17 protein-coding genes and 1 pseudogene are annotated in these 20,641 nt (G+C 61.2%); 12 read left to right on the top strand and 6 right to left on the bottom strand.

Annotated features, from left to right (window positions below):
- Positions 1-158 precede the first annotated feature (158 nt).
- The 12 genes and pseudogenes from ACTV8E_RS17835 (at position 159) to ACTV8E_RS17780 (ending at position 14,212) form a co-directional block, all read left to right on the top strand.
- The gene (locus tag ACTV8E_RS17835) at positions 159-1,631 is read left to right on the top strand and encodes a sigma-54 dependent transcriptional regulator (protein WP_443200364.1); all 1,473 of its coding nucleotides are present in this window, start codon (positions 159-161) and stop codon (positions 1,629-1,631) included.
- A gap of 366 nt (positions 1,632-1,997) precedes the next feature.
- A pseudogene (locus tag ACTV8E_RS17830) lies at positions 1,998-3,071 on the top strand (sensor histidine kinase); the annotation flags it as partial.
- A 4-nt stretch (positions 3,072-3,075) separates the two neighbouring features.
- Positions 3,076-4,470 (top strand): sigma-54-dependent response regulator transcription factor FleR, encoded by a 1,395-nt coding sequence (fleR, locus tag ACTV8E_RS17825; RefSeq protein WP_251837123.1) that lies wholly within the window; start codon positions 3,076-3,078, stop codon positions 4,468-4,470.
- A gap of 284 nt (positions 4,471-4,754) precedes the next feature.
- Positions 4,755-5,087 (top strand): flagellar hook-basal body complex protein FliE, encoded by a 333-nt coding sequence (fliE, locus tag ACTV8E_RS17820; protein ID WP_251837122.1) that lies wholly within the window; start codon positions 4,755-4,757, stop codon positions 5,085-5,087.
- 14 nt (positions 5,088-5,101) lie between these two features.
- Positions 5,102-6,871 (top strand): flagellar basal-body MS-ring/collar protein FliF, encoded by a 1,770-nt coding sequence (fliF, locus tag ACTV8E_RS17815; RefSeq protein WP_251837121.1) that lies wholly within the window; start codon positions 5,102-5,104, stop codon positions 6,869-6,871.
- 3 nt (positions 6,872-6,874) lie between these two features.
- The gene (gene fliG / locus ACTV8E_RS17810; RefSeq protein ID WP_251837120.1) at positions 6,875-7,873 is read left to right on the top strand and encodes a flagellar motor switch protein FliG; all 999 of its coding nucleotides are present in this window, start codon (positions 6,875-6,877) and stop codon (positions 7,871-7,873) included.
- Between the two features lie 169 nt (positions 7,874-8,042).
- Positions 8,043-8,843 carry a flagellar assembly protein FliH gene (fliH, locus tag ACTV8E_RS17805; protein WP_443200363.1) on the top strand — a complete coding sequence of 267 codons (801 nt, stop codon included), beginning with the start codon at positions 8,043-8,045 and terminating at the stop codon, positions 8,841-8,843.
- On the top strand, positions 8,833-10,179 hold the full coding sequence (gene fliI / locus ACTV8E_RS17800) for a flagellar protein export ATPase FliI (protein ID WP_273537686.1): 1,347 nt from the start codon (positions 8,833-8,835) through the stop codon (positions 10,177-10,179). The genes fliH and fliI overlap by 11 nt, the downstream gene beginning before the upstream one ends.
- A gap of 66 nt (positions 10,180-10,245) precedes the next feature.
- Complete coding sequence (gene fliJ / locus ACTV8E_RS17795) at positions 10,246-10,692, top strand: flagellar export protein FliJ (RefSeq protein ID WP_251837117.1); 447 nt, start codon at positions 10,246-10,248, stop codon at positions 10,690-10,692.
- Positions 10,693-10,757: 65 nt separating this feature from the next.
- The gene (locus ACTV8E_RS17790) at positions 10,758-11,108 is read left to right on the top strand and encodes an Hpt domain-containing protein (RefSeq protein ID WP_251837116.1); all 351 of its coding nucleotides are present in this window, start codon (positions 10,758-10,760) and stop codon (positions 11,106-11,108) included.
- Between the two features lie 265 nt (positions 11,109-11,373).
- Positions 11,374-12,228, top strand: coding sequence for a sialate O-acetylesterase (locus ACTV8E_RS17785; RefSeq protein WP_251837115.1), 855 nt, complete (start codon positions 11,374-11,376; stop codon positions 12,226-12,228).
- A 73-nt stretch (positions 12,229-12,301) separates the two neighbouring features.
- Positions 12,302-14,212: an acyltransferase family protein gene (locus ACTV8E_RS17780; protein ID WP_443200362.1), complete on the top strand. Its 1,911-nt coding sequence runs from the start codon at positions 12,302-12,304 to the stop codon at positions 14,210-14,212.
- A gap of 134 nt (positions 14,213-14,346) precedes the next feature.
- Here ACTV8E_RS17780 and ACTV8E_RS17775 read toward each other — a convergent pair whose 3' ends face one another.
- The 6 genes from ACTV8E_RS17775 to ACTV8E_RS17750 all read right to left on the bottom strand — a co-directional run bounded on the left by ACTV8E_RS17775 (position 14,347) and on the right by ACTV8E_RS17750 (position 20,386).
- On the bottom strand, positions 14,347-14,778 hold the full coding sequence (locus tag ACTV8E_RS17775) for a barstar family protein (RefSeq protein WP_443200361.1): 432 nt from the start codon (positions 14,776-14,778) through the stop codon (positions 14,347-14,349).
- Positions 14,778-15,185: a ribonuclease domain-containing protein gene (locus ACTV8E_RS17770; RefSeq protein ID WP_251837112.1), complete on the bottom strand. Its 408-nt coding sequence runs from the start codon at positions 15,183-15,185 to the stop codon at positions 14,778-14,780. The genes ACTV8E_RS17775 and ACTV8E_RS17770 overlap by 1 nt, the downstream gene beginning before the upstream one ends.
- An 11-nt stretch (positions 15,186-15,196) precedes the next feature.
- Positions 15,197-15,568, bottom strand: coding sequence for a hypothetical protein (locus ACTV8E_RS17765; RefSeq protein WP_273537698.1), 372 nt, complete (start codon positions 15,566-15,568; stop codon positions 15,197-15,199).
- Between the two features lie 20 nt (positions 15,569-15,588).
- The gene (locus ACTV8E_RS17760; protein WP_443200360.1) at positions 15,589-16,392 is read right to left on the bottom strand and encodes a putative RNA methyltransferase; all 804 of its coding nucleotides are present in this window, start codon (positions 16,390-16,392) and stop codon (positions 15,589-15,591) included.
- A gap of 2 nt (positions 16,393-16,394) precedes the next feature.
- The gene (gene dapE / locus ACTV8E_RS17755) at positions 16,395-17,549 is read right to left on the bottom strand and encodes a succinyl-diaminopimelate desuccinylase (protein ID WP_443200359.1); all 1,155 of its coding nucleotides are present in this window, start codon (positions 17,547-17,549) and stop codon (positions 16,395-16,397) included.
- A gap of 245 nt (positions 17,550-17,794) precedes the next feature.
- Complete coding sequence (locus ACTV8E_RS17750; protein ID WP_443200358.1) at positions 17,795-20,386, bottom strand: glycosyltransferase; 2,592 nt, start codon at positions 20,384-20,386, stop codon at positions 17,795-17,797.
- Between the last annotated feature and the right edge of the window lie 255 nt (positions 20,387-20,641).

The raw sequence follows: 20,641 nt of genomic DNA, 5'->3' as shown, positions 1-20,641 counted from the left end.
GACGAAATTGATTTGTGACAGCATAACTGGACTTTAGTTGCGACATTCTTGTCATTAATTTGACTGGTGCCGGCCTTTTGACTTTAAATGGCCGCCATCTGCCAGCGATACCCAAATCGCATAAGCACTAAAAAAAGACCAGGCCAGAAGTCAATTCCATGTGGCGTGAAACCAAGATTTTACTGATCGATGACAATGCTGAGCGCCAGCGTGACTTGGCGGTCATTCTGAATTTTCTCGGGGAATCTCATCTCGTTTGCACGTCGAGTGATTGGAGTGCGCGCGTTGAAGAACTGAACTCCAGTCGCGATGTGTTGTGCGTCCTGCTGGGTGAGGTGAGCGCTCGAGGGGGGGTGACGGAATTGGTCAGGCAATTGGTTGCCTGGGACGAATTCCTCCCCTTGTTGGTGCTCGGCGAGCCGGCTGAGCTGGCAACGTGGCCGGAAGATCAGCGCCGTCGGGTGCTGATCACCCTCGAGAGCCCTCCCCGTTACAACAAGCTGCTCGACTCCTTGCATCGTGCCCAGGTCTATCGCGAGATGTATGACGAGGCCCGCGAGCGCGGCCGACTGCGTGAACCCAACCTGTTTCGTAGCCTGGTCGGCACCAGTCGCGCTATTCAGCGCGTGCGGCAAATGATGCAGCAGGTGGCCGACACCGAAGCCAGTGTGTTGATCCTGGGCGAATCGGGAACCGGCAAGGAGGTGGTGGCGCGTAATCTGCACTATCACTCCAAGCGTCGTGGCGCGCCCTTCGTTCCGGTGAATTGCGGAGCGATTCCTGCTGAGTTGCTGGAAAGTGAACTGTTCGGTCATGAGAAGGGTGCGTTCACCGGGGCCATTTCCAACCGTGTCGGGCGCTTCGAGCTGGCCAGCGGCGGTACGTTGTTCCTCGATGAAATCGGTGACATGCCGTTGGCCATGCAGGTCAAGCTGCTGCGCGTGTTGCAGGAACGAACCTTCGAGCGGGTCGGCAGCAACAAGACGCTGCAAGCGGATGTGCGGATCATTGCAGCCACGCACAAGAACCTTGAAAAGATGATCGAGGAAGGTACTTTCCGCGAGGATCTGTTCTATCGGTTGAACGTCTTCCCCATCGAGATGGCTCCGCTGCGCGAGCGCGTTGAAGACATCCCGGTGCTGATCAACGAATTGATCCTGCGCATGGAGCATGAAAAGCGCGGTTCTATCCGTTTTAATTCGGCTGCGATCATGTCGCTCTGCCAGCATGACTGGTCGGGTAACGTTCGCGAGTTGGCCAATCTGGTGGAGCGCATGGCGATCATGCACCCCTATGGGGTGATCGGCGTTTCCGAACTGCCGAAGAAATTTCGCTATGTGGAGGATGAAGACCAAGGCCTGGCTGACTCCTTGCGCGAAGAGCTCGAAGTGCGCGCCAATATCGGTGCCAGCATGCCTAGCTTTGAAATGGCAGGAGCGCTCCCTGTGGAAGGCCTGGATCTCAAGGAGTATCTGGGGAATCTGGAGCAGGGCCTGATCCAGAAGGCGCTGGACGAGGCGGGCGGTGTGGTGGCACGTGCTGCTGAGCGCTTGTGTATCCGACGCACCACCTTGGTGGAAAAGATGCGTAAGTACGGCATGAATCGTCGCGAAGAAGAAAACACCCTGTAATCCGCTGGCGCGGTTTTGTGGGAGCGGCGCGCTCGCCGCGAAGCGTTCGGCCGACGCCTCGGTTATGCCCGAACGCAAAAGCTTCGGCCCGGGGTGGGACTTCCCACAATCGACGCGTCAACTGGCGCGGCCTTTTGTGAAAGCGGCGCCCTCGCCGCGAAGGTGATAGCAGGCCGCCATTGTCATTCGTTTGGCGGGCTTTCGTAACTCATTGAAATAACGCAAGATTATTTCAGGCATGGGGATTGCTTCGAGGCTCTTCGACTGTCTTTTTTATGACGGTGTCAGCCAGGATGCAGTATGAACCCAGCCCTTCTTTCTCCCCTCGATTTGCCTGCGACGCCGGGGGTGCCCGCACAGTCCGACTTGGAAGCGCGGGTAGACGAACTGCAGGGTCAGCTGGAACTGGTCAGCGCCCAGCGGATGCAAGAGCTTGCCGAGCAGGAGCGCTTGGCCTATCGCCTGCAGAACCTCCTGGATCTATTGCCCGGTGGTGTAGTGGTAATCGATGGGAAGGGCTGGATTCGCGAGGCCAACCCGCAGGCGCGAGCGCTGCTGGGTGAGCCCCTGGAAGGTGAGTTGTGGCGCGAGGTGATCGTGCGTTGCTTCGCTCCGCGCAAGGATGACGGACACGAAATTTCCCTGCGCAATGGTCGCCGCGTGTCGATTGCCACCCGTTCGCTGGATGCCGAGCCAGGCCAGTTGGTCATGCTTCAGGATTTGACCGAAACCCGCCGCCTGCAGGAGCAACTGGCGCGCCACGAACGACTGTCAGCGCTGGGACATATGGTGGCTTCGCTGGCCCATCAGATTCGCACGCCGCTATCGGCGGCCCTGCTGTACGCCGGTCACTTGAGTGAGCGTCCCTTGCCGGCCGAACAGCAGCAGCGCTTTGCCGGGCGTATCAAGGAGCGCCTTTATGAGTTGGAGCACCAGGTTCGCGACATGCTGGTGTTCGCCAAGGGCGAGTTGCCGCTGCCGGACCGACTGGCGCCCCATGAGCTGTTTGATGCCCTGCGCAAGGCCGCCGAGCCGCATGTGAGTGGCCTGCAGGTGCGTTGGCAGGGCGATGCGCGTGACGGCGAACTGCTGTGCAACCGCGACACGCTAGTGGGCGCTATCCTTAACCTGATCACCAACGCGGTACAAGCGGCCGGTCCACAGGTGCGCTTGAAAGTGCACCTGCTGCGCCGGGGCGACGTACTGCGTTTGTGCGTCAGTGATAACGGTACTGGGATCGAGCCGGCCTTGCTGGCGCGCCTGGGCGAACCTTTCTTAACCACCAAGACCACCGGCACCGGCCTCGGCCTAGCGGTGGTCAAAGCAGTGGCCCGTGCGCACCGTGGGGAGTTGTTGGTGCGCTCACGGGTCGCCCGAGGCACCTGCGCGATCCTCGAGCTGCCGTTGATTATGGTCTCGCGTACCGGACTTCAGGAGTAATTGCATGTCTGCCAAGGTTCTGCTGGTAGAAGACGACCGCGCCCTGCGCGACGCCCTGGCCGATACCCTGGAGTTGGGCGGTTATGCCTTCCGGGCGGTGGAGTCGGCCGAGGCCGCGCTGCAGGCCTTGGCGGAGGAAGGCTTCGGTCTGGTGATCAGCGATGTAAACATGCCGGGAATGGACGGCCATCAGTTGCTCGGCGTGATCCGCAGCCGCTATCCGCAGGTCCCGGTGCTGCTGATGACCGCCTATGGCGCGGTCGAGCGGGCAGTGGACGCGATGCGTCAGGGGGCGGCGGATTATTTACTCAAACCGTTCGAGCCCAAGACGTTATTGGATCTGGTGGCGCGCCATGCTTTGGGACGCATGGATTCAGGCGAGTCTGAGGGGCCGGTGGCGGAAGAGCCGGCCAGCCGGCAGTTACTGGAGCTGGCTGCCCGCGTGGCACGCAGCGACTCCACAGTGCTGATCTCTGGTGAGTCCGGCACCGGCAAGGAAGTGTTGGCCCGCTTTATTCATCAGCACTCGCCGCGTGCAGACAAGGCGTTCATTGCGATCAACTGTGCGGCGATTCCGGACAACATGCTCGAGGCCACGCTGTTCGGTCATGAAAAGGGCGCGTTCACGGGCGCGATTGCTGCGCAGCCGGGCAAATTCGAGCTGGCGCAGGGCGGCACCATTCTGCTCGATGAAATTTCCGAAATGCCGCTCGGCCTGCAAGCCAAATTGCTGCGCGTATTGCAGGAACGCGAGGTGGAGCGGGTCGGCGCGCGCAAACCCATGAGCCTGGATATCCGCGTACTGGCCACCACCAACCGCGACCTGCAGGGTGATGTTGCCGCCGGGCGGTTCCGCGAAGACCTGTATTACCGACTTTCCGTGTTCCCGCTGGCCTGGCGGCCGTTGCGTGAGCGCCGAGGCGACATCCTGCCGCTGGCCGAGCGACTGCTGCTCAAGTACATCCGCAAGATGAACATGCCTGCTGTACGTCTGTCGCCGCAAGCCAGCCAGTGTCTGCGCGAGCACGCTTGGCCGGGCAACGTGCGCGAGTTGGATAACGCCATCCAGCGCGCACTGATTTTGCAGCAGAACGGCACCATCCAGCCGCAGGACCTGTGCCTGGATATGCCGATCGGCATGGCACCGGTCGCGGCGCCCGTGCAGGACCTTGCACCGAGAGGCTTGGGCGAGGAGACATCGGGGGACGTGAGTGGCGCGCTCGGCGAGGACCTGCGTCGGCGGGAGTTCGAGATGATTCTGGAAACCCTGCGTGCCGAGCGTGGGCGTCGTAAGGAGGCCGCTGAACGCTTGGGCATCAGTCCGCGCACCCTGCGCTACAAGCTGGCGCAGATGCGCGATGCCGGGTTGGATGTTGAGGCGCACCTATACGCCGGTTGAGTTCTTGAATCGGGTGTTCAGTCATCATAAAGCAGTGAGCAGCCTCTGAGATGCGAGGCATGTTTCTTTCGCTGTGCGGGCATTTTGCCATTAGGAGGAAGGTACTTGCCGCTGGTAGACTGCGCCGCGCTGGCCTCAGCCGGGGCGGAGCGCGTGTGCCACGGGTTTGCTGGTGCCTTCCGAAGCTTCCGAACGGTCATAGCGCTGGCATCGTTGTTGCTAGCATCAGGTCTTCATTGTGAGTGACGTCAAAAATACTGGGTCAGCGGAAGGAGTAGCGATAAATGAGTCAGGGTGTTCAGTTCAATCGCCTGATGCTGGAAATGCGGTCCATGCAGGCGGACGCCATGGCGCGGAGCCGTCAGGCCGAGCAGGTCGTTGCCACCCGTGAGGTGCCCAGTTTCGCCGATATGCTGGGCCAGGCGGTGAACAAGGTCAGCGAGACCCAGAATACGGCCAGCCAGTTGGCCAATGCCTTCGAGATGGGCCAGGGCGGCGTCGATCTGACGGATGTCATGGTCGCTTCACAAAAATCTTCTGTTTCGTTCCAGGCCATGACACAGGTTCGCAACAAGCTTGTGCAGGCGTATCAAGACATCATGCAGATGCCGGTTTAAGGGCGGAGTGATTAATGTCTGACGCTGCTGTTCCCGCCAAGGCCGAGGGCGCCAAGAAGCCGCCATTGTTCGGTCTGGCTTCCCTGGAAAATCTGGCTGATATGTCCATGCTGCGCCAAATCGGCCTGCTGGTCGGATTGGCCGCCAGTGTGGCCATCGGCTTTGCCGTGGTGCTCTGGTCGCAACAGCCCGATTACAGGCCGCTGTATGGCAGCCTCGATGGCATGGATGCCAGCCAAGTGGTTGAAGTCCTCAACAGTGCCAATATCCAATACACCGTCGAGCCCAACTCCGGCGCCCTGCTGGTCAAGGCCGAGGACATGTCCCGTGCCCGGCTGAGGTTGGCCGCCGCCGGTGTGGCACCGCGCGACAACAGCGTCGGTTTCGAAATCCTCGATCGCGATCAGGGGTTGGGGACCAGCCAGTTCATGGAAGCGGCGCGTTATCGTCGCGGCCTGGAAGGCGAGTTGGCCAGGACGATCTCCAGTCTGAACAACGTCAAGTCGGCCCGTGTACACCTGGCGATCCCGAAAAGTTCGGTGTTCGTGCGCGATGAGCGAAAGCCCAGCGCCTCAGTGTTGCTGGAGTTATACAGCGGCCGCTCGCTGGAGCCCGGTCAGGTATTGGCGATCATCAACCTGGTCGCCACCAGTGTGCCCGAGCTGAACAAGTCACAGGTCACCGTCGTCGACCAGAAAGGCAATCTGCTCTCCGATCAGCAGGAACTGACCGAGCTGACCGTGGCCGGTCGACAGTTCGAATACTCGCGGCGCGTGGAAAGCCTGCTCACCCAGCGGGTGCACAACATCCTGCGTCCAATTCTGGGCAGCGACCGTTACAAGGCGGAAGTGTCCGCCGATGTGGATTTCAACGCGGTCGAGTCTACCACCGAGACCTTCAATCCCGATCAGCCGGCCTTGCGCAGCGAGCAGTCGGTCAGTGAGCAACGGCAAAGCAGTCAGCCGCCGCAAGGCGTGCCGGGCGCTCTGAGCAACCAGCCACCAGCGCCAGGCGCGGCGCCCGAAGCGCTGGGTTTTGGCGCAGCAGGGGCCAACGGCCCGGTAGCCGCCGGACAGCCGCTGCTGGATGCCAACGGCCAGCAGATCATCGATCCAGCCACTGGCGCACCGATGCTCGCGCCCTTCCCGGCGGACAAGCGTGAGCAGGCAACCCGCAACTACGAGCTGGACCGCTCGATCAGCTACACCAAGCAGCAGCAGGGCCGCGTGCAGCGCCTGTCGATTGCCGTGGTGGTGGACGATCAGGTGGTGGTCAATGCTCAAACAGGTGAAACCACCTATGCGCCCTGGAGTGCAGCCGATCTGGCGCGCTTTACCCGCCTGGTGCAAGACGCGGTGGGCTTCGATGCCAGCCGGGGAGACAGTGTCAGCGTGATCAACTCGCCGTTCTTCGCCGACCGTGGCGATCAGATCGAAGCGATTCCGTTCTATGCACAACCCTGGTTCTGGGAAATTGCCAAGCAGGTCCTCGGGGCGCTGTTCATTCTCGCCCTGGTCTTCGGTGTGTTGCGTCCGCTGCTCAACAACCTCACCGGTGCTAGCAAGAGCAAGGATCTGGTGCCGGTCGACAACGGCGGTCTGGGCAGCTTGAGCGATGAGCTGGCCGAGGATGAACTCAGCCTCAGCGGCTCGGCGCAGCAGATCATGCTGGCCAATCCGTCGGAAGGTTACGAAGCACAACTCAATGCGATCAAAACACTGGTCGCCGAGAACCCGGGCCGTGTCGCCGAGGTTGTCAAAGAGTGGATCAACGGGGACGAGTAACCAGTGAGTAAACTGAACAAGGTCGACAAGGCCGCCATCCTGCTGCTCTCCCTCGGTGAAACCGATGCCGCGCAGGTATTGCGTCATCTCGGTCCGAAGGAAGTGCAACGGGTCGGCGTGGCCATGGCAGGGCTGACCAACGTCCACCGTGGGCAGGTTGAGGAAGTCCTCAGCGAGTTCGTGACCATGGTCGGCGAACAGACCGGGCTGGGTTCGGGCACCGATGGCTACATTCGCAAGATGCTCACCCAGGCACTGGGCGAGGACAAGGCCGGTAACCTGATCGACCGGATCCTGCTCGGCGGCAGCACCAGCGGTCTGGACAGCCTGAAGTGGATGGAAGCCCGCGCAGTGGCCGACGTGATCCGCTATGAACACCCGCAGATCCAGGCCATCGTGGTCGCCTATCTGGATGCCGACCAGGCCGGCGAAGTGCTCAGCCACTTCAGCCATAAGGCGCGCCTGGACATCATCTTGCGCGTGTCGTCGCTCAATACCGTACAACCGGCGGCGCTCAAGGAACTCAACCAGATCCTCGAGAAGCAGTTCTCCGGTACCAGCAACACCAGCCGCGCGACGCTGGGTGGTGTGAAGCGCGCCGCCGACATCATGAACTACCTGGACAGCGCCATCGAAGTGCCGCTGATGGACTCCATTCGTGAGGTGGACGAGGAGCTGTCCGAGCAGATCGAAGACCTGATGTTTGTCTTCGACAACCTGTCCGATATCGACGACCGTGGTATCCAGGCGCTGCTGCGGGAAATCTCCAGCGACGTGTTGGTCCTGGCCCTCAAGGGCGCCGACGATGCCGTTCAGGACAAGATCTTCAAGAACATGTCCAAGCGCGCCGGTGAACTGCTGCGTGATGACCTCGAGTCTCAAGGGCCGGTGCGGGTCAGCGACGTCGAAACGGCACAAAAGGAAATTCTGGCCATTGCCCGACGCATGGCCGAGGCGGGAGAAATCGTCATCGGGCCCAAGGGCGCCGAGGAAATGATCTGACCCGCCTGGGTGCAGAATCCATATCGCACCCGAGTTGGGGCTATCCACGCAGTGCTGCTCCCTGCTGAGGCAGGAGGGCGTGGAGAGGCCCCTAGGGCACGCCAATGCTTCGTGCACCCATGGACACTGTGATTTACCGGATCCCCGTGCGGGACGAGAATTGACCGCGATGCATACCGACAAATCAGGCCATCATGACAGCGAGCTGATCCGCGCCAGCGATCTGCCCGCCTTCGATCGTTGGTTGCTGCCCAGTTTCGATCCGCCAAAACCCGTGGAACCGGAACCGCCGGTTGAGCTGGAGGAAGAGCCGCTCGAAGCCGAGGTGCAGGTCGAAGAGGTGCCCATCGAAGAGATCCAGCCGATCACCCTCGAAGAACTCGAGGCGATCCGCCAGGACGCATACAACGAGGGGTTTGCCACCGGCGAAAAAGACGGCTTTCATGCCGGCCAACTGCGCGCACGCCAAGAGGCCGAGACACAGCTCAAGGCGCGCCTGGAGCGTCTGGAACAGCTGATGACCCAGCTCATGGAACCGATTGCCGACCAGGATCAGCAGCTTGAGGAGGCATTGGTTGAGGTGGTCAGCCATGTGTGCCGTGAGGTGATCCAGCGTGAATTAGGCAGCGACTCCACGCAGTTGGGCGACATCCTGCGCGCCGCGTTGCGGCTGTTGCCGCTGGGCGCGCAAAACCTGCGCATCCATATCAATCCGCAGGATTTCGAACTGGTTAAAGCCCTGCGCGAGCGCCACGAAGAACAGTGGCGCATTCTCGAAGACGAGACGCTGCTGCCTGGCGGCTGCCGGGTCGAAACCGAGCACAGCCTGATTGATGCCAGCGTGGAAACCCGCTTGAGCCAGGCCCTTGCCCAGTTGCACGAACAGCGTCGCGAGCAGCGCCTGCACCCGCCGTCCGCCGATCTTCACCTTGATCTCGACGGTGCCGTGGAGGCTGCCGATGCGCCTTGAGCGCACCAGCTTCGCCCGTCGCCTGGCGGGCTATCAGCACGCGGTAAAACTACCCGCTCGGCCGGTGGTGGAAGGACGCTTGCTGCGCATGGTCGGTCTGACCCTGGAAGCCGAAGGGTTGAGCGCAGCGTTAGGTAGCCGCTGTCTGGTCATCAATGAAGACCGTCACTCGCCAGTCAGGGTCGAGGCAGAAGTCATGGGCTTCGCTGGCACGCGTACCTTCCTGATGCCGGTCGGCAGCCTGGCCGGGATCGCCCCCGGCGCGCGCGTCGTGCCGCTGGCCGACAGCGGCCGTCTGCCCATGGGCATGGGTATGCTGGGCCGGGTATTGGATGGTGCGGGCAATGCACTCGATGGCAAGGGGCGCATGCGCGCCGAAGATTGGGTGCCGATGGAGGCGCCGGCGATCAACCCTCTGCGCCGTCATCCCATCGATGAGCCGCTGGATGTGGGCATTCGCAGTATCAACGGGCTGCTGACAGTCGGGCGCGGCCAGCGTCTGGGTCTGTTCGCCGGTACGGGCGTGGGTAAATCCGTGCTGCTGGGCATGATGACGCGCTTCACCCAGGCGGACATTATCGTCGTCGGCCTGATTGGCGAACGGGGGCGGGAAGTAAAGGAGTTCATCGAGCAGATTCTGGGCGAGGAAGGCCTGAAGCGTTCGGTAGTCGTTGCCTCACCCGCAGACGAGGCGCCGCTGATGCGCCTGCGCGCCGCGCAATACTGCACGCGCATCGCCGAATATTTTCGGGACAAAGGCAAGAACGTCTTGCTGTTGATGGACTCGCTGACCCGTTTCGCCCAGGCACAGCGCGAGATCGCCCTGGCCATCGGCGAGCCACCGGCAACCAAGGGGTATCCACCCTCGGTGTTCGCCAAATTGCCCGCCCTGGTCGAACGCGCCGGTAATGCCGAGCAGGGCGGCGGCTCGATCACGGCCTTTTATACGGTGCTGTCCGAGGGCGACGATCAGCAGGACCCGATTGCCGATGCCGCACGCGGTGTGCTGGACGGGCACTTCGTGTTGTCCCGGCGGCTGGCCGAAGAAGGCCATTACCCGGCCATTGACATCGAGGCGTCCATCAGCCGAGTGATGCCGCACGTGGTCAGTGCCGATCACCTGCGCGATGCGCAGCGTTTCAAGCGGTTGTGGTCGCGCTATCAGCAGAGCCGCGACCTGATCAGCGTCGGTGCCTATGTACCCGGCGGCGATCCGGAAACCGACCTGGCCATCGCCAAGCAGCAGCAGATGTCGCATTACCTGCGTCAGGGGTTGGATGACAGTGAAGAGCAGCTGGAGCAGAACGCCGCACAATTGGCGGCGGTGTTCCGCTAGGCACGCTTTTCCGTCCACGCCAGGCGCTCTGGTAAGTCCCGGAAAACACGTGAAGTGAGCAGCTAGATGAGCCAAAGACGTGCAGAGCGCTTGGCGCCGGTGGTCGATATGGCCACCGAAACCGAGCGAGAGGCGGCTCGCCAGTTGGGGCGCAGCTTGCAACAGTTGCAAAACAGCGAAAATCAACTCGTCGAGTTACGCCGCTACCTGGGCGATTACCAGCAGCAGTGGCTGACCGCCGGCGGCCAGGGAGTGTCTGGCCAGTGGCTGATCAACTACCAGCGCTTTCTTACCCAGCTGGACTCCGCTATCGGTCAGCAGCAGCGCAGTGTTGAGTGGAACCAGGAAAATGTACGCAAGGCCCGCGAGCAGTGGCAAAAGTGCTATGCGCGACTTGAAGGCCTGCGCAAGTTGGTGCAGCGTTACCTGGATGAAGCCCGTGCCGCTGCGGAAAAGCGCGAGCAGAAGTTGCTTGATGAGCTGGCCCAGCGTCTTCGACCTCAATCAGTGTGACGAGTGGTACATAGGCCAAGCGGGGTGTTTTGGCATACTGCTGCCTCGGTACAAGGAGAGACCAGATGTACGGATTACATATTGACCAGGCGATGCTCAACACCTTGCAGGACATCATGGAAGACGAGTATCCCGCCCTCCTGGATACCTACCTGGCTGATTCCGAAGAACGTCTGAGCCTACTGCGCACCGCAGTGCGCGAAGCTGACCCGTATACCCTTCGTGAGGCTGCCCATAGCTTCAAGGGCAGCTGCAGCAACATGGGCGTCAGCTATCTGGCCGACCTGTGCCAGCAACTCGAGCTGTGCGGCCAGAACGGCGACTTGCACCAGGCCCACTCCCTGCTTCGGCTGATCGAAAAAGAACTCACCATCGTCCGCGTGTTGTTCCGTGCCGAGCGCCGCCGCTACGCCTAATCTCCCTATATGGAGCGACAGAGCATCTGTTGTAAGGGCGAATTCATTCGCCTGGCGCTGAATCTTCCGGCAATACGACGAACACATAACCGATGCGCTGTAAATGTCGCAGCGGTTGTGACCTTGAGTTCATGAGCCAGCCGAATGAATTCGTCCCTACCGGTTTGTCTGTTCCCACTGGTTTCTTCCCTCAAGACCGCTCGGTCTGGCTACGCTGGTAAGCGCAATCGGGCCGTTCCCTGCAATAGCTAACCGACCTTGAACAATGCGAGAACACACACACCGCCGTACCTACCTGATCGTCATCGCTGCGTTGCTGAGCAGCAATCTGATTGCCTGGTTGCTGGTGTTCAAGGGCCCGTTGCTGCACACCCTGGTTGCGAAGTTCAGGCCTGACAGCGCGCGTATCACCGACACCCGTCATCGGCAGCCCGTGGAAGAACATGATGTTCAGGCCTTCGGAATATTCCTCACCTATGGTCAGTCGAATTCGGTCAATGCCGGGCAAATCGGTTATGTGCCGGGGCGGCAGGTATTGAATTTTTACCAAGGCCGGTTATACCGCTATGAAGACCCAGCCTTGGGCGGGCAGGGCAGGCAGGGCAGTGTCTGGGGGCGGTTGGGAGATCGCCTGGTGAGCCAGAACATCTATTCAGGCGCGATCTTTGCGCTGGCCGGCGCCCATGGCAAAACGGTGCGGCAGTTAAGCGAAGGACCTGATTACCAGTACTTCCTCGAGCAATACCGGGGACTGCGGGAAACCTTTGGCAAGGTCGATGCCATTTTGTTTCATCAAGGCGAGGCCAATCACCGCCATAAGCAGGCGGGGCATTACGAGCGGCAGTTTTTGGCGTTTTACCGCAAGCTTCGCGCCGATGGCGTGACGGCGCCGATTTATTTATCCCAGGCCTCGCTGTGCAACAACGCGAGGGATGAGCACCTGCTCGCTCAGCAGGACAAGCTGATCGTCGATCTGCCCGGTGTGCTCAGGGGGCCAAATAGCGATGCATTGGCACAGCCGCGCTACCGCTTGCCGGACCGTTGCCATTTTTCAGCCGAAGGGCTCGATGCCCTGGCGCAACTCTGGTTTAAGAGCCTGTCTAACGCCCAAGAAGAATAAGCTGTCCAGGCCCGCACTCGCAGGAAGCTTTGGTTATTCATAACCATGAATCAGACCAGTGAAGGGCCCAGTCATGAGCTCAGGTGTCAGTTACAACCCCGCCATTGATGGCCTGCGGGCGATTGCAGTCTTGTCGGTGTTCATCTTTCACATCAACAACCAGTGGTTGCCGGGAGGGTTTCTCGGCGTTGATGTGTTCTTCGTGATCTCGGGTTTTTTGATTACCTCGATTCTGCTAAAGGATTTTTCGGCAGGCCGTTTTACCTACGCTGAATTTTATCGCCGACGCGTCAACAGGATCTTGCCCGCGTATTTGTGTGTGCTGGGCTGTGTCACGGTGGCCGCGTTTATCTTGATGCTGCCCTACGACTTCAAGAAGTTTGGCGTGTCGGCGCTGTCCTCGCTGTTTTTCGTCTCCAATCTCAACTACGCATTGCGCCAGGGCGATTATTTTTCCAACGATGCCGAGCAGTGGCCACTTTTGCACACCTGGTCATTGGCCGTGGAAGAGCAGTTCTATGTGCTCTGGCCCATTCTGTTGTTCGTGTTTTTCATGTATGCCTCTCGCGAGCCGAATCAGTATCGAAAGCGTTTGCTGATATTCACCTTGGTATTGATCAGCAGTTCGGCTGTCGTGGCCACGGTTTTTGCCCTAGATAACAACCTCGCCAAATGGAGTTATTACACCTCGTTTACCCGCGCCTCTGAATTGCTTTTAGGCGGCGCTTTGGCGGTGTTCCGCTCTGGGCGGGATATACCCGGTTTGGGCCCGGGTTACACCACGCCAGCGCTTGTGGTGCTGCTGGCGTGTTTTCTTGGGTATGACAAAAGCATTCCGTTTCCGGGAGTGAGCGCCCTGGTGCCTTGCCTGGCCACAGTGATTCTGCTGGCAGGCCGCAGAACGGGTGGCCTTTATCAGGTATTGGCCAGCCGGCCGCTGGTGGGTATCGGTTTAATCTCCTACTCACTCTATCTGTGGCATTGGCCGATCATTTCCTTTACCCGCTATGTGTTCGATTTCGGCAGTGGCACCTTTGTAATCGGTGGGTGGGCTGCGTTAGCCATCTTCGGCCTTTCCGTATCGCTGGCCTACCTCACCTATCGGTACATCGAAACCCCGTTCCGCACGTCCCGTGCCTCATTTTCCCAAGCAGGTATGCGCCTGTTTGCCTTGCCCTGTGCTGCGGGTTTGTTTGTCTATGGCGCCATCTTCTTTTCCCATGGCGCGCCGTTCAGGCTGGATATCCCCGGCGTTCCGGCCATGCAGGCCTTCAACTCCATCGACAAGCGACAGTGCCCCGACTTTGTCAGTCTGGGATGTCTGGGCGGAGATCCCCATGCGAGCCGGAAGTACCTGATCATCGGCAATTCCTACGCGGAACATTACTTCAAGTTTTACGATGTGCTGGGCAAGGAGTTTGGTATCCGGGTTGACCTGGCCGCGGGCGGTGGCTGCAGCCCAGCAGACGCCACGCTCAAATGCCGGAAGATCTACAGCTACGTTTTCGAGCATATCGATCAATATGACGGCCTGATCTTTGTCCAAGATTGGCGAATTCGGCAGTTTGAAGGCAAGTCGTCCCACGCCGAGGGCTTTGATGCGTACTTGCAAAAGCTCAGGGCGCTTTCCAGACCCTTGCTCTTGGTCGGCAGTATGCCGCGCTTCAACGCGCAGATAGACAAGGTTGCCAATTACAACCGGATCTTTGGCACCGGCGAAAGCCCGGTGGTGGTCACCATCAGACCGGATTACATCCAGGAAAACAGCGCGTTGAAAGCTTTCAGTCGCCGCGTTGGCGTCAAGTTCGTCAACCCGTACGAGGATGCAGCGTCGTCGGGGATGGTGCTCAAACCCATGGATGACAACGGCGTGCCCATGTACATAGATTCCAACCACCTCTCCGTGTACGGCTCGGAGAGAATGGCGCGCCATCTACTGGCAACCCACCCGCGTGAGGAGCTGGATAAACGGTATTTCCCGTAGATCCTGGGTTGACCAAGTGAGTGGAGGTATTGCGGCTGTAGGGTGGACAACGGTTTTTATTGTCCACCGAGGGGGGGGTGGTGGATGTAAGAAGCGACATCCACCCTACGAAATTAGCCGCTACTCGTAAGGCGTCATGCCAGCCACGGCAGCTTTTCCAGCACGGGCAGGTCGCAGGGTTCACTGGTCACCAGCAGGCACAGCCCACGGCCACGCTGTGCCCAGTAACCGCAGGCATCATTGATCAGGTCGAAGAACAGGCGCAGATCGCCTGCGTCGAGCGATGTTTCTACGTCAATGGACAAGCTGAGTACCAGCAATTGGTCGCCAGGCCATGACAATTCGGTCAGGCAATCCCAGGCGGCATCCCAGTTGCGACCGAAATAAGCAGGGAAGTCCAACGCCTTGGCCAGGGCGTCGAGCAATCCGTCGTGATCGAGACGCTCAGGGGACAAGGGCTTCAGCAGTATCAACGGAGAGGGTGCTGGCTGTGACTCCTGGTGCACGCGAAACACCCCGCAGCGGTGTTTGTCGGCAAGAAGGTGCATCGCCAGCAGGTCGTCCATCAGTTGGCCTCAAGAGGCCGGAAGCTGCGGTAGTGATCTTCGGTGTAGTAGTACACCTCGGGGGGCTGACCGCCGGCTACGATGCGCCGGGCGCCACGGGTGGGCTCGCCGGGCGTCTTCACGGTGTATTCGCGGTAATAACCGCGGGGCTTTTCGGGTAGGTGGCGTTCGCGGTTGAAAAAAGTGCCGTCGTCCTGCTCGTAGGGGTAGGGTCCGCCGCGCTGGATCAGCGCCAGGGTATGCTCCAGTTCCTGTTGCCGGAGGTCCACCGACTGGCTGTTGTCGACGGGCGTCTGCTCGCTCTTGCCTGACTGGAAAAACTCTTTCAGGCCATCCTGGGAAAACAGCGCCGCCATTACCAGAACGGCAATGAGCATCATGTTGTGCATCGGGGTACGTTTACGCATGGCAAGCTCCGTCAGGCGGTACGCCAGACGATGTCCTCCTCTCCGTCGGTGCTGATACGAATCCAGCGGTCGGTGTTCTCTTCGTTTTCATCTTCCTGCCAACCGCCGGGCGCGCAGCGGATTTCAACGTCCAGCGCGGCGAAGGCGGCGCGGGCACAGGCCAAATCGTCAGCCCAGGGCGTGGTGTCACTTTCCAGCAGCAGGCTATGCCACTTGCCCACGGCCTTGGGCAGCCAAGTCACCGGAATGCCGTTGCACTGGCACTTGTAGGTCTGGCCCTTCTGCTGCCAGGCGCTGCACGGGCCGATGGCCTGTTCCAGCCAGGCGGTGATCGCCTGATGATCGGCGTCCTTCAGGTATATCTCGATGTCCGGTTGGCGCATGGGGGGTTCCTGGTCTCTGCCTAGTCTTTGACTATGTAATCGTAGCGAATGGCAACATTCACCTCGAAGTCTTCATCGATCACCGCCGCGCGGCGCTCGGCGCTGGCGCGCCAGCCGTGGGGTGTCATCGCCAACAAGTCGGCCCGGGCTTCGGGACTTTCCAGGCGCAGGCGGTACTCGAGGGTTTCGCTATGGGTCAGGCGCATGCCGGCGGGAATCAGCGACAGATGCTTCTGGTCATCGTAGGGGCGCACTTCGTCGTACAGGCGGGCACGCAGTTCCAGTAGGTGGTCGGTGGTCGGGCCCATACGCAGCAGGCCGCCGCCGGGCGCGAGCAGGCGTTTGGCTTCATCCCAGTCCAGTGGGCTGAACACGCTGGCCAGCAACTGACAGCTGGCATCGGCCAGCGGCACACGGGCCATGCTCGCCACCAGCCAGGTGAGGTGTGGCGCGCGTTTGCAGGCACGCTTGACGGCCTCGCGGGAGATATCCAGGGCATAGCCCTCGGCATCCGGTAATAACCCGCCGATCTGCTCGGTGTAGTAACCCTCGCCACAGCCGATATCCAGCCAGCGCTGCGGCGCGCGTTCGGCGCTCAGTTCGGCCAGGCGCCTGGCCAGCGGTGCATAGTGGCCACCGTCAAGAAAACGTCGGCGCGCCTCCACCATGGCCTGATTGTCGCCCGGCGCGCGGCTGTGTTTGTGCTGCACCGGCAGCAGGTTCAGGTAACCCTGGCGGGCGCGGTCGAAGCGGTGGCCGGACGGGCAGGCCACGCCGCTGTCGACGGCGCTCAAGGCGCCTTGGCAAAGCGGGCAGATCAGCATGTTCAGCGGGCCAGCAGCGTGACGAGGGTCTGGTAGTAGACCTCGGTGAGCAGGTCCAGATCGCTGGCCAGCACGCGCTCATCGATCTGGTGAATGGTGGCGTTGACCGGGCCGAGTTCGACCACCTGGGTGCCCAGCGTGGCGATAAAACGGCCATCGGAGGTGCCGCCGCTGGTCGAGGGCATGGTTTCGCGGCCGGTGACCTGGCGGATGCTGGCGGCGACCGCGTCAAGCAGCTCACCGGGTTCGGTGAGGAACGGCAGGCCCGACAGTGCCCAGTCGATGTGCCAGTCCAGACCGTGCTTGTCGAGGATCGTGGCGACGCGTTGCGTGAGGCTGGCTTCGCTGGACTCGGTGGAAAAGCGGAAGTTGAACGCCACCTCGAGCTCGCCGGGAATCACGTTGGTCGCGCCGGTGCCGCCATGAATGTTAGAGATCTGGAAGCTGGTCGGCGGAAAGAAGGCGTTGCCATCGTCCCAATGCTCGGCGGCCAGTTCGGCCAGCGCTGGCGCAGCCAGATGAATCGGGTTCTTGGCCAGGTGCGGATAGGCCACGTGGCCCTGTTTGCCGCGCACCGTAAGGGTCGCACCCAGGGATCCGCGCCGACCGTTCTTGACTACATCGCCCAGCAAGGTGGTGCTCGACGGCTCGCCGACGATGCACCAATCCAGGCGTTCGTGACGGGCGCGCAGGCGCTCGACCACCGCCTTGGTGCCGTGCTCGGCGGGGCCTTCCTCGTCACTGGTGATCAGAAAGGCGATGGCGCCCTGATGGTTCGGATAGTCGGCAACGAAGCGCTCGACGGCGATGACCATCGACGCCAGGCTGCCCTTCATGTCCGCCGCGCCGCGCCCGCAGAGCATGCCTTCGGCATTGATGTGCGCATCGAACGGCTGCGATTGCCAGTTGGCTTCCGGGCCGGTGGGCACCACGTCGGTATGGCCGGCGAAGCACAGGACAGGGCCGTTTTCTGCAGCGTTGCCCGTACGCCGTGCCCAGAAGTTGTCCACCTCGGCGATGCGCATCGGCTCGATCTCGAAACCCACGGCGGCGAGGCGGCGCATCATCAATTCTTGGCAGCCCTCGTCCAGTGGCGTAATGGACGGACGGCGAATCAGCTCGCAGGCAAGCTCCAAGGTCGGGGTAAGGGTGGTCATGCAGGCTCCGCGGGCGGGGTGCTAAATAGAAGGCGCGTATCTTAAAGGAAAACGGTGCTCCCAGTGTGGGGACGGAGCACTCTGCGTTCCCCTCTGAGGCGCGGAGTGCCTTGGGCTGCGTGCCCACGCGGAGCATGGGGACGATCATTAAAAGCGTCGGCCCCGGGGCGGGCCTCCCACAATTTGGCCTGCGTAGCCGGTGGCGCTGTGGGAGCGGCGACCTCGCCGCGAAACCGGAGCTTGGATCAACCCACCGTCACCACCTCGACACTCGGCTTCGGTCGGGGCAGCGAAGAGAGCAGGGCCATGATCAGCGCGGCCAGATAAGGCAGCGATTGAATCAGCAGCACGCCGATCCAGAAGAGGACGTCCATGCTTGGTAGGCCCTGGGCCAGGCCGATGCCCAGGGCGGCGCCCCACAGCAGCAGCATGACGAAGACTTCCTCGCGGGCTTCGGCCAGGGCCTTCATCAAGCCGGAGCTGGAGGCCATCTTCGGGGTGCGGAAGAACGGAATGCCGCGCGTGACAAAGCCGTACAGCACCGCCTTGGCGATGGTGTATGACAGCGCCAGGCCGGCGACGGCGGCGAACAGCGCATCCTTGAGATCTACGCCCACCGCGCGGCGGTAGAGGAAGAGGATTTTGCCAACCTTGAAAGCGAATAGCGCCAGCGGTGGGATGGCGAAAATCATCAGCGGCGGATCGACCCGGTTGGGCACGATGATCATCGCCGCCGACCAGAGCAGCGCGCCGAAGGTGAAGAAAATGTTCAGGCCATCGGCGATCCACGGCAGCCAGCCGGCCAGAAAATGATAGCGCTGCCCGCGGCTGAGCTCGCAGTCCCGGCCGAACAGCAGGCACCGAGCATGGCGCTTGATGATCTGGATCGCGCCGTAGGCCCAGCGAAAGCGCTGCTTCTTGAAGTCGATGAAGGTGTCGGGCATCAGCCCTTTGCCGTAGCTGCGCTCGGAATAGGCGGCAGACAGGCCTTTCTCGAATACCCGCAGGCCCAGCTCCGCGTCTTCCGTGATGCACCAGTCGGCCCATTTCAATTCATCGAGCACCGAGCGCCGGGTCATGGTCATGGTGCCGTGCTGAATGATCGCGTCGCGGTCGTTGCGGGTGATCATGCCGATATGGAAGAAGCCCTTGTACTCGGCGTAGCAGAGCCTTTTGAATAGGCTTTCGCCATCGTCGCGGTAATCCTGCGGCGATTGCACCACGGCGATGCTGGGGTCGGCGAAGTGCGGCACCATGTGCTTCAGCCAGTCGGGCGACACGCAGTAGTCGGCATCGATCACTGCGATCACCTCGGCGTCCGGCGTGGTGTGCGGCAGGATGTAATTGAGTGCACCCCCCTTGAAGCCTTCCAGCGGCGCCACATGGAAAAAGCGAAAGCGCGGGCCCAAGGCCTGGCAGTGCGCTTCCACCGGCTTCCAGACGTCCGGGTCCTTGGTATTGTTGTCGATCACCAGCACTTCGAAGTCCGGATAATCCAGGCGCGCCAGGGCATCGAGGGTCTGCTTGACCATCTCCGGCGGCTCGTTGTAGCAGGGCACATGCACCGACACTTTGGGCCGGTAGGCGTCATCGGCGGTCACCGGCAAGAAGGGTCGGCGCCGTTTGCTCATCCACACCGTTTCGGCCAGCTCATGGGCTTCCGTCAGCAAGACGATAAACACGCCCAATGCGCCAAAACCCAGCAGGGCGCCGACCAACAAGCTAAACCAGGTGCTGTATTGCAGGCTGTAATCGTAGGCGATCCACACCAGCACGGAGCCGCAGGCGAAGGCGATGACGGTCAGGAAGGTACGCCCGCGATGGCTCAGGGTGCTGCTGTCAATCAACAGCAACGCCAGGGCCAGCAACGCCAGGACCCCTGAGCCAATAGCCAGCAGGCGCCATTGGGGTATGGCCACCACGGGACCTGCGAAGGCGAACTTGGGCTGGCGCTCGAGGTTGTACACGCCCCAATAAGCGCCCACGGAACCCTCGTCGTCCATTTTCCAAGGCTGATCGAAAGCCTCGATGATGAAGTAGTTGTAGCCCTGCGCATTCAGCCTGTTCACTAGCTCGCGCAGGTAGATCGCCTGGTCCGCCGGGCTGGCATCGGCACCGCCGCGCGTGCGACCGTTGCTGGGCCAGCCGACTTCCGACAGCAGCAGAGGTTTTTTCGGAAATTGCCTTTTCAGGTCGCGGGCACGATCGAGCACGAAACGGGTGGCCTGCTCCCGGGGCACGAACTCCCAGTAAGGCAGCACGTGGGCGGCGATCAGGTCGACGTGGCGGACCAGTTCCGGGGTTTCCTGCCAGATATGCCACTGTTCCGACGTGGACACCGGCACCTTGACCGCCGCGCGCACTCGATCAATATAGCCGATCAGCACGTCCGGGGTGATTTCCTTGCGGAACAGGGCTTCGTTGCCAACCAGCACCCGCACAATACTGCGTGAGCTGTTGGTCAGTTCGATGGCCTTGGCGATTTCCCGCTCGTTTCGCTCCCAGTCGGTGCTGATCCAGATCCCGAGGGTCACGCGCAGGCCGAACTCCTCGGCCAGCCGCGGGATATCGGCCTGGGTGCCTTCCACCGAATAGGTGCGGATGTTGCTGGTCTGCTGGCTGAGCAGCTCCAGGTCGGCCCGGATGTCGTCATCGTTGGGGTATTTGTTGTCAACCGGGGTCTGGCCCAGGCGAAACGGCGAGAACGAATAACCGGAAACTTGCTCGGGCCAGTCGGGCGCGCTGACGGGCCGATTGATCAATGCCCAGAAACCGGTGAACAGCGCCGCGATGGCGACGACCATCACCAGGTTGATGCCGAGTTTGCGCGATGTCATGGGTGCGAAAGGTCCGGGTAGGGTGACGGGCTGACACCGAAGCAGGCGAGTCGTGCTTGCACTCAGACCCTGGCCTGATCAGGGAAGTTTCAGCATGCTCCGTGCAGTCAAAAAAAACACTGATCGTTCCCACGCTTTGCGCGGAAATGCAGGCCGTGGCGCTCTGCGCCTCAGAAGAATTCGGCCCCCTACTGGTTCCCAGCAGGAGCGCGGGAACCCTTGACTGTTGATCCTTCCTGCGCGCCGCGTGGGAAC

Origin of the sequence: Pseudomonas sp. B392_1p (assembly GCF_052245235.1) — a bacterium.
Taxonomy (GTDB): Bacteria; Pseudomonadota; Gammaproteobacteria; order Pseudomonadales; family Pseudomonadaceae; genus Serpens; species Serpens gallinarum.
This window is presented reverse-complemented; position numbering and strand designations above follow the sequence as displayed.

What these genes read in the sequence shown, in the direction of transcription:
- ACTV8E_RS17835 (WP_443200364.1), top strand. Translation starts at nt 159, where the DNA reads ATGTGGCGTGAAACCAAGATTTTACTGATCGATGACAATGCTGAGCGC.
- fleR (WP_251837123.1), top strand. Translation starts at nt 3,076, where the DNA reads ATGTCTGCCAAGGTTCTGCTGGTAGAAGACGACCGCGCCCTGCGCGAC.
- fliE (WP_251837122.1), top strand. Translation starts at nt 4,755, where the DNA reads ATGAGTCAGGGTGTTCAGTTCAATCGCCTGATGCTGGAAATGCGGTCC.
- fliF (WP_251837121.1), top strand. Translation starts at nt 5,102, where the DNA reads ATGTCTGACGCTGCTGTTCCCGCCAAGGCCGAGGGCGCCAAGAAGCCG.
- fliH (WP_443200363.1), top strand. Translation starts at nt 8,043, where the DNA reads ATGCATACCGACAAATCAGGCCATCATGACAGCGAGCTGATCCGCGCC.
- fliI (WP_273537686.1), top strand. Translation starts at nt 8,833, where the DNA reads ATGCGCCTTGAGCGCACCAGCTTCGCCCGTCGCCTGGCGGGCTATCAG.
- fliJ (WP_251837117.1), top strand. Translation starts at nt 10,246, where the DNA reads ATGAGCCAAAGACGTGCAGAGCGCTTGGCGCCGGTGGTCGATATGGCC.
- ACTV8E_RS17790 (WP_251837116.1), top strand. Translation starts at nt 10,758, where the DNA reads ATGTACGGATTACATATTGACCAGGCGATGCTCAACACCTTGCAGGAC.
- ACTV8E_RS17785 (WP_251837115.1), top strand. Translation starts at nt 11,374, where the DNA reads ATGCGAGAACACACACACCGCCGTACCTACCTGATCGTCATCGCTGCG.
- ACTV8E_RS17780 (WP_443200362.1), top strand. Translation starts at nt 12,302, where the DNA reads ATGAGCTCAGGTGTCAGTTACAACCCCGCCATTGATGGCCTGCGGGCG.
- ACTV8E_RS17775 (WP_443200361.1), bottom strand. Translation starts at nt 14,778, where the DNA reads ATGGACGACCTGCTGGCGATGCACCTTCTTGCCGACAAACACCGCTGC.
- ACTV8E_RS17770 (WP_251837112.1), bottom strand. Translation starts at nt 15,185, where the DNA reads ATGCGTAAACGTACCCCGATGCACAACATGATGCTCATTGCCGTTCTG.
- ACTV8E_RS17765 (WP_273537698.1), bottom strand. Translation starts at nt 15,568, where the DNA reads ATGCGCCAACCGGACATCGAGATATACCTGAAGGACGCCGATCATCAG.
- ACTV8E_RS17760 (WP_443200360.1), bottom strand. Translation starts at nt 16,392, where the DNA reads ATGCTGATCTGCCCGCTTTGCCAAGGCGCCTTGAGCGCCGTCGACAGC.
- dapE (WP_443200359.1), bottom strand. Translation starts at nt 17,549, where the DNA reads ATGACCACCCTTACCCCGACCTTGGAGCTTGCCTGCGAGCTGATTCGC.
- ACTV8E_RS17750 (WP_443200358.1), bottom strand. Translation starts at nt 20,386, where the DNA reads ATGACATCGCGCAAACTCGGCATCAACCTGGTGATGGTCGTCGCCATC.